Annotated in this window: 9 protein-coding genes; all 9 read right to left on the reverse strand. The window is 56.5% G+C overall.

From position 1 onward, the window contains the following. Window positions 1-118 precede the first annotated feature (118 nt). A complete protein-coding gene (locus tag Ga0074115_RS16385; protein ID WP_157292805.1) occupies window positions 119-1,117 on the reverse strand; it encodes a hypothetical protein in 999 nt (332 codons plus the stop codon). 476 nt (window positions 1,118-1,593) lie between these two features. Continuing rightward, entirely contained in the window at window positions 1,594-2,340 is a 747-nt protein-coding gene (locus Ga0074115_RS15980; RefSeq protein WP_232433137.1) for a PqqD family protein, read from the reverse strand. A gap of 411 nt (window positions 2,341-2,751) precedes the next feature. After that, window positions 2,752-3,567 carry a DsbA family protein gene (locus tag Ga0074115_RS14845; protein WP_232433138.1) on the reverse strand — a complete coding sequence of 272 codons (816 nt, stop codon included), beginning with the start codon at window positions 3,565-3,567 and terminating at the stop codon, window positions 2,752-2,754. A gap of 145 nt (window positions 3,568-3,712) precedes the next feature. After that, on the reverse strand, window positions 3,713-4,165 hold the full coding sequence (locus tag Ga0074115_RS14850; RefSeq protein WP_057956910.1) for a hypothetical protein: 453 nt from the start codon (window positions 4,163-4,165) through the stop codon (window positions 3,713-3,715). A 48-nt stretch (window positions 4,166-4,213) separates the two neighbouring features. Continuing rightward, window positions 4,214-7,417, reverse strand: coding sequence for an efflux RND transporter permease subunit (locus Ga0074115_RS14855; protein WP_060528675.1), 3,204 nt, complete (start codon window positions 7,415-7,417; stop codon window positions 4,214-4,216). Next, complete coding sequence (locus Ga0074115_RS14860; RefSeq protein WP_057956908.1) at window positions 7,414-8,976, reverse strand: efflux RND transporter periplasmic adaptor subunit; 1,563 nt, start codon at window positions 8,974-8,976, stop codon at window positions 7,414-7,416. Before Ga0074115_RS14860 ends, Ga0074115_RS14855 begins: the two co-directional genes overlap by 4 nt. After that, window positions 8,969-10,258 carry a TolC family protein gene (locus tag Ga0074115_RS14865; RefSeq protein WP_057956907.1) on the reverse strand — a complete coding sequence of 430 codons (1,290 nt, stop codon included), beginning with the start codon at window positions 10,256-10,258 and terminating at the stop codon, window positions 8,969-8,971. The genes Ga0074115_RS14860 and Ga0074115_RS14865 overlap by 8 nt, the downstream gene beginning before the upstream one ends. A 149-nt stretch (window positions 10,259-10,407) precedes the next feature. Next, window positions 10,408-10,815 (reverse strand): hypothetical protein, encoded by a 408-nt coding sequence (locus tag Ga0074115_RS14870; protein WP_057956906.1) that lies wholly within the window; start codon window positions 10,813-10,815, stop codon window positions 10,408-10,410. Window positions 10,816-10,943: 128 nt separating this feature from the next. Continuing rightward, window positions 10,944-11,567 (reverse strand): TVP38/TMEM64 family protein, encoded by a 624-nt coding sequence (locus Ga0074115_RS14875; protein ID WP_057956905.1) that lies wholly within the window; start codon window positions 11,565-11,567, stop codon window positions 10,944-10,946. Window positions 11,568-11,684 lie beyond the last annotated feature (117 nt).

The following is an 11,684-nucleotide window of genomic DNA, read 5'->3' on the forward strand; positions in this document are numbered from 1 at the left end:
ACTTCGCTGATTAAGAGTTTCTTCCGCATGTCAGATACAAAGTATATTTTGGCAAGTTCAAAAATAGACTGCCAATACTTTCGGAACGATTAATAACTGTCAGATTAAGTCCCGACTACTACAGATTAGTCGCTGCAAGCCAAGTTTCAGTATTATTTTCTGAAGCCTGATTATTGTTGTTTAGCTGGTCAAAATAATCCGCATCAAAACCCAGTTGGACCAGATCTTCCCTTTCACTATCGCTGATCCGACCATTACTTAATCGTTCTATCGTATTGTTGAGCAATCGGGAACGTGCCAGGCCATAGCGCGTTTTCTGATCTATCTCATCCAGTTTCTTGTCTGTGCCATCTTTATCGGTCAGTAAAATAGTCGCCGCTCCATTTTCCCTACCATCCAGTATGCCATCTTCCAGATCAGTCGCACGCTTGTCGATCAGGTCGAAGACCTGTGCAGGTGAAAGGTTCAGGCTATTAGCCTCAAAGGAGTAACTGATCGCTCGATTTCGAGCAAGAGTCTCAGACTGATCAGCCGGAATCGCTGCACCAAGATCACCGATGAGAAAAAGAGTATCGCCAGAAACTCCCACGGCAGGATTTGTATCATCGATCAGCTGAGCCTGTATGATCTGTTTCGCATCGGCAATTGCATTGCTGCCTGACTTGCCGGATGCCAGCATCTTCTGAACCAGTTTAGCCAATATGGTTGTTTCCGGAGTCAGAGCAACCACTTTTCTATCACTGATAATGGTTCGTAATTCAGCTGCCGTGAAGACAGTCATTAACCCTGTGCTCGCAGGCGATACCACTTCACCTGTGGCTTCATCCGTGTATTCACCGCCTTGTGTTTCAATAAAAACCACATTTGTATCTGCAGGAAGGTCAAAATCGGCAAGTGCGAATTTACCCTGATTACTGCCTCCCGAGGCAAGGATATTACCTGTTGCATCCACCACCCTGACGGTCGCACCATCGATAGGTCCTTTAAAGGCGCTACCCAATAATGCATTTCCTGTAGTTGTCAAAGATGTCGACGTTGTGGAGTCACCACCACAGGCTGTGAGCATGCTAATGCTCATGGTCAACGCAAGCGCTATAGATAGTTTTGTTTTGTTCATTTGTATTACTCTATTTATGTCAAGGAGCCGCTGAACAAGTCATGGACCTACATCTTGCTGCCAAAATACGCTGCTTTTTCGTTGCAAACCTTCGCAATAGCTGGCTATTACGTGCGATGTGCGCCTCAAATCAGCGCATTTTCATCAGCAATCTGTACGGCCCAGACTTATTCAAAGGCTCCTCAAGCAATGTAGCCAGAGCCGAAGACCCTTTATCGTCATCGCTCCACTAGCCATTGGCATTTTGGTGGCTGAATTTTTCAGTCGTTTTTTCGGTGTGCCACCAAGAGTCAGCAACCGCCAAAAACAAAACAGCGGTTACAAAAGCAATCGTGGTCGTTTATTTAGAGAACCTCTGATCAAGTCATATTTATCGTTCCTCCTCCTTCCACGGTATTTATCTCGTTGTGATCCGTCAGTCTGAATCAAGCCGGCAACATATGCGTGACACAGAGATCAAGCCCCTTTTGCTCCTTTCATCCGTGAAACGCCTTGCGCAGTTCGGCGGCAAATTCAAGAAGATCACGCTCCGCCTGCCTTGGTTCTACGTCCCACTTCTCGGCCAACTGTTCGATGATCTCGGAAACACTCATCTCCCGCATCATCAGATGCAACAGGGCATGTCCCGACTCATTGACGGTAAAACTGCGACCGCTGACAGGATCGAAGACAAAGCCGCTCTCGTTAATCGCCAGCCGCTGCAGCAGTGCCGGATTCGGCAATATTTCCGATGGTTTCACTCCATTCATCTCCCCGGGCAGGAAATTCAACAAACGTTCCCGACGCTCTTCTCGGTCCGGCATGCGTGGATCCCAGCTGCGCCTGAGCGAAACCCAGAGGTGGTCGGCAAACAGCAGGCTGCCGCCCCCACCCGGTGCCGCGAGACACTGGAGCTGACGGCTCAGCTGCTCTTCCACCCGGAGACGCAGTGCATCGAGCCGGGCCAGGATCGCCGGTGATCCCTTCAGCTCATCGAACAGCAGCCCCAACAGCTCCGGTACCTCCAATAGTGACCGCAGCATCCTGAGAAAACCGGCCCGGTTTGCCGGCGCGCCGGTGATCAGAGTCAACAGACGCCCGCCCCGGCTCTCGATCCACTGCTCCAGGATTCCGTCCATGCCATTGAAGAGGCGAAACATCACCCCTTCTGCCACCCCCGCCATTTCACTCAGGCGGCGGCTGGTCAGCTGTGAAAGGCTGGCCTGCGCGGCGAGCCTATCCAAACCCGATAGCACATCTTCTATTCGTTGCTTTGAAACTGAGGTTTTTTTCATTGTTGTTCGCGGGAAAAAGTAGAAGTGAAAGCAGTCACTTTCACCAGAATTTAATTACCTTTTCTTGAGGTAAATGTGACTATTTTCACAATAGATTTACCCTAGGAATCCTAAGGAGCCTCTGATTAAGTCTGGACGAAGTGGATTGTGATTCAGAGCATTCAGATTCAAGGTGCAAATCGCACATATTAGCTGGCTATTGCGAATGACTGCATGGATGCAGGAGGTAGAGCAACGCATGGAGCCGTTGCCGAGATTTGCCACGCAGAAGCTGGATAGTCTGGGCACAAGATACGAGTTCATGACTTGATCAGAGGCTCCCTTGCTTACTTATCTGGCGTTTAGGTGACGGTCTGTTACTCATTTTGCTGTCTGATCTGACAGCAAACGGTCTACCGCAGCCTGCAAGCGGGAAAGTGACAAGGCACCGGCGGTGGCAAAGAGATCACCGCTGACATGATTGAGAAAGATCGTTCCGGGTGTTCCTGAGATCCCGGCTTTAACCCCATCCTCATAATCCTCCCTGACCCGGTCAGCCATCCTTCCACTATCGAGGCAGTCCCGAAATCTCTTACCATCCAGCCCGATCTCTTCGGCCAATGGCACCAAACGATCGATTGGGAATCCCCTGCCATTGGAGGTCGTGCGTTGGTAGATCAGATCGGAATAGCGCCAAAACGCATCATTTCCTCCCAGTTCAGAGGCACACTCTGTTGCCTCAGCTTCCTTCTGTGCACCGGGATTGTGGAATTCCAGAGGAAAATGCCGATAGACCCAGTTGACCTTGCCTGCGTTCTGTTCGATAAGCTTTTTCACGGTCGGGTGAAAACGCTTACAGAACGGACATTCAAAATCCGAGTATTCAACCAGACTGATCGGCGCATTGGGATCGCCATAAATATGATCCCTCTCCGCCGAAACAGGACGAAGATTTCGCGCATGTTGCGCCCGTGCACGATTCTTTTCAGAAGCCGACGCAGTACGTTGTTTCTGAATATAGGATTCGATCCCACGCTCTATAGCGCGATCCATGAAGCCCTCTTCATCGATCAACCGTCTTAGCTCTTTTCTGACCTCTTCTGCAATGATCGCTCTGTCTGTAATCGGCCCATCGGAATCCGCACGAACGACAGAGCTGATCACACCAATACCGATCGCGCATCCGACCAGAAACATGGCCAGAAATCGTCTACCTGATCCACTATGAGTCATAGCTCTCTACCCTCATGATTTTGTTGATCTTGCCAGGCTCTGGTTGTGGAATTTCAGATCCAGAAAAGGGAAGCCCTCAATCGCCTCCCTTTTCCGGCACTGATTCCGCTTACCTGGCCATATAGTGAATGCCGCCAAAGTGTTTCTGTCCGTCAGCTGTCTTGAACAGCACCATCAGCTGGTGTTCGCCAGTCTGGCCCAGATCGTAGCCGGCCATATACCAGTCCCCCATCTTCATCAGCATCTTGCTGCCCTCCTTGCCATCGGGGAAGACCACCTTGGAGTTGACAGCGATGTCATTCAGTGTCCGGCCATCCTTCTCCACCTTGATCATCAGATTGTGACTGCCACCGTGCTGCATACCCTCTTTGGCCTGCATCACGTGGAAGCTGACGGTGTGCCTGTCGATCTGTGTCTTCTTCAGGAACATCTTCGACTGGGCCGCCATGGTGTCATGGCTGCCCTGATCCATGGGGGTTTGATTGTGGTCCATGTCGGCATAGCTGGCGACGGCAGTGCCGCTCAGGATGGCAAAGGTCAGACTCTTCAGGACTGTTTTCATGTTGTATCTCCACTCACGTTGGTAAAAAGTTGTTTCCAAATATCTCAATCAAGCTTCGCTGTTTTTTAGGAGCTCCTCCGCTTCTACGACGGTTCCGCTGGAATAGAACCGTTCCTTGAACTGCAAAACCAGACCGTAGATCACCGGTAGCACCAGCATGCAGAGCACAGTGACACTCACCATGCCCCCCACCATCGGGGCGGCGATGCGCTGCATCACCTCGGAGCCGGTGCCAGTGCCCCAGAGGATCGGCAACAAGCCAGCAATGATGGCGGTGGCGGTCATGGCGATGGGACGCACCCGCTCCGCCGTGCCCTGGAGCACCGCCACCATCAGTTCGCCCTTGGTCAGACACCCTGCATCACCCCGGATGGTTCTCTGGTGGCGTGCCTCCGCCACGGCCTGATCGATGAAGGTCAGCACCAAAATACCGATCTCCGCCGCCACCCCGGCCAGGGCGATGAAGCCCACCACCACCGCCACCGACAGATTGAAGCCGTACCAGTAGACCAGCCAGATACCGCCGATCAGCCCGAAGGGGATGGAGAGCATCACCACCAGCGGCGAGCTGAGGTTGCCGAAATTGAAGTAGAGCAGTAGGAAGATGAGCAATAGGGTCGCCGGCACCACGATGCGCAGCCGCTCCTCAGCCCGCTCCATGTATTCGAACTGCCCCGACCAGACCAGGGCATAACCCGGCGGGATCTTCACCTGTTCACTCACGGTTTGCCTGGCCTTGGCCACATAACCACCGATATCCGAGGTGCTGATATCGACATAGATCCAGGCGTTAGGCCGGGCGTCCTCGCTCTTGATCACCGGCGGCCCCCGGCGCAGCTGGATCTTCGCCACCTGGGCCAGGGGAATAGATTCACCGTTGGAGGTAGGGATCAGCACCCGCTTGAGCCGCTGAGGGTCGTCACGCAGTTCCCTCGGGTAGCGCACATTCACCGGATAGCGCTCCAGCCCCTCCACCGTGCGGGAGACGTTCATACCACCGATGGCAGACTGAATCACATCCTGCACATCACCCACGGTGAGCCCGTATCGAGCCGCCTCGGTACGGTCGATATCGAAGTCGAGGTAGTAGCCCCCCAGCGCCCGGTCACCGAAGGCGGAGATCGTATCCGGGACCGTCTTCATGACCCGTTCGATATCCTTCGACAGCGACTCCAGCACCCCGAGATCCGGCCCGCTGACCTTGATCCCGATGGGGGTCTTGATGCCGGTGGAGAGCATGTCGATACGGGTCTTGATCGGCATGGTCCAACTGTTGGCCAGCCCCGGGAACTTGATCGCCGCGTCCATCTCGTTCATCAGCTCCTGGGTGGTCTTGGCGGGATCGGGCCACTCTTCTCGCGGCTTCAGCCGAATCGTAGTCTCCAGCATCGCCAGGGGCGCCGGATCGGTGGCGCTCTCGGCTCGCCCAGCCTTACCGTAGACCGTCGCCACCTCGGGAAAGCTGGAGATAATCTTGTCGGTCTGCTGCAGCAGCTCTTTGGCCTTGGTGATGGAGATGCCTGGATAGGTGGTGGGCATGTAGAGGATGTCCCCCTCATCCAGGGGCGGCATGAACTCGCTGCCCAGTTGCTGCAGCGGCTGCAAGGTGAAGCCCAGCAGCACCACCGCAACCGCCAGGGTCAGCCAGCGCACCCGGATCGCCAGCGACAATAGCGGGCGATGCATCATATGGATCAGGCGGTTGATGGGATTTTTCGCCTCCGAGATAATCCTGCCGCGGATAAAAAAGCCCATCAGAACCGGCACCAGCGTCACCGCCAGGATCGCCGAGGCAGCCATGGCGTATGTCTTGGTGAAGGCCAAAGGACTGAATAACCGCCCCTCCTGGGCCTGCAGGGTGAAGACCGGTAGGAAGGAGACGGTGATGATCAGCAGCGAGAAGAAGAGGGCTGGCCCCACCTCCCTCGCAGAGTTACCAATGGCCTGCCAGCGTTCGCGTTCACTCAGCTTCCTTCCCAGCCGGTGGGCCATCTGTTCCAAGTGTTTGTGGGCGTTCTCGATCATTACGATGGCGCCGTCCACCATCGCGCCGATGGCGATGGCGATACCCCCAAGGGACATGATGTTGGCGTTGATACCCTGGGCATGCATCACCATGAAGGCCATCAGGATACCCACCGGCAGGGTGAGGATTGCCACCAGGGCGGAACGGGCGTGCAACAAGAAGATGATGCAGACCAGGGAGACCACAATCGACTCCTCCAGCAGCTTGTGCTGCAGATTGTCCACCGCCCGCTGGATCAGGTCGGAGCGGTCATAGACCGGCACGATTTCCACCCCGTCCGGCAGCCCCGCCTTCAACGCCTCCAGCTTCTCCCGTACCTTCTGAATGGTGGTCAGGGCATTTTCGCCAAAGCGCATCACCACCACGCCGCCAACGGTCTCACCCTCACCGTTCAGCTCGCCCACGCCACGCCGCAGCTCCGGCCCCAGCTGCACCTGGGCGATATCCCGCAGGCGCACCGGGGTCCCCCGGCCGTCCACCGCCACCGGGATCTCCCGCAGATCATCCAGGCTCTTGATGTAGCCGCGGCTGCGCACCATGTACTCGGTCTCGGTCATCTCCACCAGTCGCCCACCCACGTCATTGTTGGAACGCTGGATGGCATGTTTTACCTTGTCCAAGGTGATGCCGTATGCGGCCATGGCATTGGGGTCCACTTCTACCTGGTACTGCTTCACGTAGCCGCCGATGCTGGCCACCTCCGCCACCCCGGGCACCGTCTGTAAGGGGTAACGCAGATACCAGTCCTGGATCGAGCGCAGCTGGGAGAGGTCCTGATTACCGCTACGGTCCACCAGGGCGTATTCGTAGACCCACCCAACCCCGGTGGCATCCGGTCCCAGGGTGGGATTGACTCCGTCGGGGAGCCGGCTGGTGACATAGTTGAGCTGCTCCAGCACCCGGGAACGGGCCCAGTAGAGGTCGGTCCCGTCCTCGAAGATGATGTAGACGAAGGAGAGCCCGAAGAAGGAGTAGCCCCGCACCGTCTTGGCATAAGGTACCGAGAGCATGGCGCTAGTCAGCGGATAGGTGACCTGCTCCTCCACCACCTTGGGAGCCTGGCCCGGGAACTCGGTGAAGACGATCACCTGCACATCCGACAGATCTGGGATGGCATCCAGCGGGGTCTGTTTCACCGCCCAGATGCCCGCCGCCAGCAGCAGCAGGCTGCTGAGGATGATTAGAAAGCGGTTACGCAGGGAGCCGTTGATGATCCACTCGATCATGGCTTGCGTCCCCCATCCAGGGTGAAGCCGCTCATATCCATCGCATCGGGAACGCTGCTATCAAGGCGCATTTCATCCATCGACATGTCAGGTGCATCCATAGCCATGCCCTGCATATCCATATCCGCCCCGCCGACGGACTGCCCCCCCTTGGCCGCCTCCATCATCTTGGCGGTCGCCTCCCGCAACTTGGATTCGGAATCGATCAGAAACAAAGCTGAGGCCACCACCTCCTCTCCGGCCTTCACCCCATCAAGCACCTGTACCCAGCCCTCACTGCTCTGGCCCAGGGTCACCTCCCGCGGTTCGAACTTGCCCGGCTCACGTACAATGAAGACCTGATCCCGTTCACCGGAGCGCACGATTGCCGCATCCGGCACCACCACCGCATCCTTCTGCAACCCGGTATTGAGGGTCACGTCGGCGAACATATCCGGCTTCAGTGCCAGTTCCGGGTTATCCAGTTCCAGGCGCACCTTGATGGTACGGGTCCTGGCCTCTGCATAGGGATAGATATAGGAGACCATGCCCTCGAATATCCTGCCCGGCATACTCTTCAGGGTTATCTGCGCCTTGTCGCCGACACGCACCCTGGATAGTTCATATTCATAAACGTCGACCTGCACCCAGACTTTGGAGAGGTCGGCGAGGCGGTAGAGTTCGCTCCTGGGGGTCACATACTCCCCCTCGCTCACGTTCAACTTCATCACGATACCGTCGAAGGGAGAGTGGACGTGTAACGCCTTGAAAGGCTTACCACTCTGCTCCAGTTCCCTGATCTGGTGTTCCGGCACATCCAGCAGCTGTAGCCGTTCACGAGAGATCTCCGCCATCTGACGGGCACCCTCTCGGATATCGGGATACTCGCTCTCACCCAACGCCTTCAGGTTGCGCAGCGCCAGCAGATACTCATGCTGACTGCTGACCAACTTGGGGGAGTAGATGGAGAAGAGGATGTCGCCCTTCTTCACCGGTTCTCCGGTCTTGTTGATGAAGAGCTTCTCAATCCACCCCTCAGTCTTCGGATGCAGACGGGTGATACGGGTCTCATCGGCAATCACCCGGCCCAGGGCTCGCACCGAACGCGAGAACGCCTGACGCTTGGCCTTGACTGTGCGTACACCGATGTTCTGTACGGTCACCGGGTCGATCTTCACCGTGCCGGTGGGCTCATCCGCCGCCCCGCCGTCATCGGCATAGACCGGCAAGTAGTCCATACCCATCTCATCCTTGGTGAACACCGGCGAGGTGATGGCGGGGTTCATGGGATTGCGCCAGAAGAGCACCTTGCGCTCCTTTTTCCCCGTCTTGGGTACATCGGCGTAGACCGGCAGGTAGTCCATACCCATCTCATCCTTGGTAAACACCGGCGAGGTGATGGCCGGGTTCATCGGGTTGCGCCAGAACAGGGGCTTTTCTCCCGCCTCCACGCCCGCAGCAGCCGCGCTCTCCAGCCCCGGAACAAGCCAGGGAATCTGTGACCGGTAACCACTCATCCAGATGCCTGCACCGACGCCAACCAGTAGTGCGACAGTAAGACCCATTGGGTATTTATTCATGATTCTTCTCCCCGCCGACCGCAGCCAGCAGACGCGCCTCGGCTTGTTTGGCCTGACTCAGGGCCCTCCAGTAGGCAATACGAAAGTTGTTCAATTTGATCTGGGTGCGGACCAGGGTAAGGAAGTCGACTTTGTCCACCTGATAGCCGGCGAGCATCGAGGCCACCGTCTGTTCGGTCTGAGGAATGATCCCGTTGAGCAATAGACGGGCCTGCTCTCGGCCCTGTTCATAATCCGCCAGGGCGCGTTCCACCTGTTCACGGATATTGCGCCGGGCATCATCCAGGGCGTAGCGGGCTTCCATCCGTTCGCTGTTGCGCTGATCCACCTCCCGATCCTGCTTACTGCCCTGAAAGATCGGTAGATTGAGGCTGACGCCGATGGAGAGAAAGTCGCTACGGGAGGAGCCGTCCGGATTGTTGCCACCCCGCAGACCATAGGTCCCCTTGAGGGTGAAGTCGGGATAGATCCCCTTCCGCACCAGCTCCAGACGGCGATTCGATGCATCCAGCGTATGCTGCTTCATACTCAACAGAGGGCGCTCGGCCAGGGCCTGTTGCAGCCAAACTTCGGCCCCCTCCAGATTCAACAGCTCAGGGGGATCGACGGGTGGCAACTCCACGGGTGAATCATCTGGATGCCCCATCAATGCCTGCAGACGGGCCGCCTCACTACGGCGCATGCCACGCAGACGTACTGCCCGTTCCAACTGACCTGAGAGCTCTACTTGGGCCAGCAGCACATCCTGCTGCAGCCCCTCGCCCACCCGGTATTTGGCCTGCACCACCTGGACGAAAGAACGCAACCGCGACTGGTTGTCCTCTACTGTGGCCAGGGCACGATCCAGATAGAAGAGATTCCACCAGCTGCGTCTCACATCACGGGCCAGCATCAGCCGCGCCTCGCGAGTCGCATCCTGCTTGCCCAAAGCCATCAGCCGCGTCGCCTCGGCACGCAACTCGAGCTTGCCGGGCCAAGGCAGCTTCTGGCTGATCCCGACCTGAAACTGGGTCATGGGCTCTTGGGTCAGATCAAAACTATCCAGGGGAAGATTGGCGGCGTTGAGAGACAACACAGGATCGGGCAAGGCGCCAACCTGACTCGGCCGATGAGCGACGGCCTCTGCCCTGGCCTGTACCTCAGCGAGGCCGGGATTGTCCTGTAACGCCAGGCTCACCGCCTGGTCGATCGACAAGGTGCCGGCTGCCTGGCCACTCTGCCAGATCAGACCGCACACAAGGAAAAGGGCGACACGCGCCCGGCGTTGCGGAAAAGAGAACATCAATGAAAACCTGCTGTTTGGTTCGGGTCTGGCAGCAGGGGGTTCCCCCTCCCCAAACGAATTCGAGCTGTCCTGGCGGACGCTAAAAGATCAGAGGGTGGAGAACGGGATGCTGCCGGCTGAAACGCTGGTCAGACAACAGGTGAGTATCAGATACGCAGGCAGCAGAAACTCAGGCGCGGGGGGATGGGAACAGGTGGAGCTGAGAAGGAGAACAGGATCTCGTCACGGGGTGGCCCCCTGACCGGGCGCAGATCCGCCAGATCTTTAGAGACCAGAACCGGCCGATCGATGCGTTCGAAGCCCAGGAGATCGGAATCGCGCTGCGGCAGGGCCTGCCGCAGATTGAGATGGCCAGTATCACAATGGCATTGAAGATCCGCCATCTTGGGCATATGGCAATGGTGACCATCCGCCATGACCCGATGAGAATCCTCTCCCATCGGCATGGAATGCTGCCCGAGGCCAGCCAAGGCACCCTGCCCCCAGAACAACAGCAATACCACCACTAACATCCAGGTGGTCAATCGCAGATTGTTATCGTGGGTCAAGGACATCTTAAAATGTCTTACTTCTCAAAGCGTTCATTATGTTTTAGATAGAGACACGACGGGTAACGAAGGGTTCCATCATTGCGTGCTGGATTTGATCAGATATCGTGACCGGTCACAAGTCTGTCCCATCCCTACCGATCCACGGTCGATTTACCTGACACATCGATCTGGTCAGTAACTCTACGCCCATGCCATTTTACGAGTATCGTGGCAATGATCGGCACCAATGTCAGCCCACCCAGCAACAGCACGGTAGCAAGCACCTGCTCCAGGCTCGACGAGGTCAACTCACCGCCGAAGTGGGCCAGCAGAAAACTCGCGGGGATAAGGCCTGTCAACGTCGCTAAGGCAAATCGCCAGGTCGTGATTGGGGTCAACCCGGCACCATAGCTCACCAGATCGAAAGAGAGGAAGGGTATCAGCCGCGAAACGAATACCATACCCATCAGGAAATTCTGGGAGCCCAGCCAGCCCAATCTCAAGCGGCTGCCGAATACCCTAACCATCAGTTCATAACCCAGCAGCCGGGCAATCCAGAAAGCCCCCATTGCCCCGCTGGCGGCACCAGCCACCACATAGACAGTGCCCCAGGTATGCCCGTAGGCGGCGCCGGCCGCCAAGGCAATCGGTGCGCTGGGAATGGGATTGATAATGACGGCTATCGCCATCAGAACGATAATCGTGACCGGCCCCCAATACCCCAGTTCCGAAATCCAGGCTTTCAGCTCATCGACATCTGCGACGGTGGCCAGCATCCCAAGCTCTTTTAGCAGGTATTAATCGTTCCGAAAGTATTGGCAGTCTATTTTTGAACTTGCCAAAATATACTTTGTATCTGACATGCGGAAGAAACTCTTAATCAGCGAAGTGCG

Source organism: endosymbiont of Ridgeia piscesae, from assembly GCF_001443665.1.
GTDB classification, from domain to species: Bacteria; Pseudomonadota; Gammaproteobacteria; order Chromatiales; family Chromatiaceae; genus Endoriftia; species Endoriftia persephonae.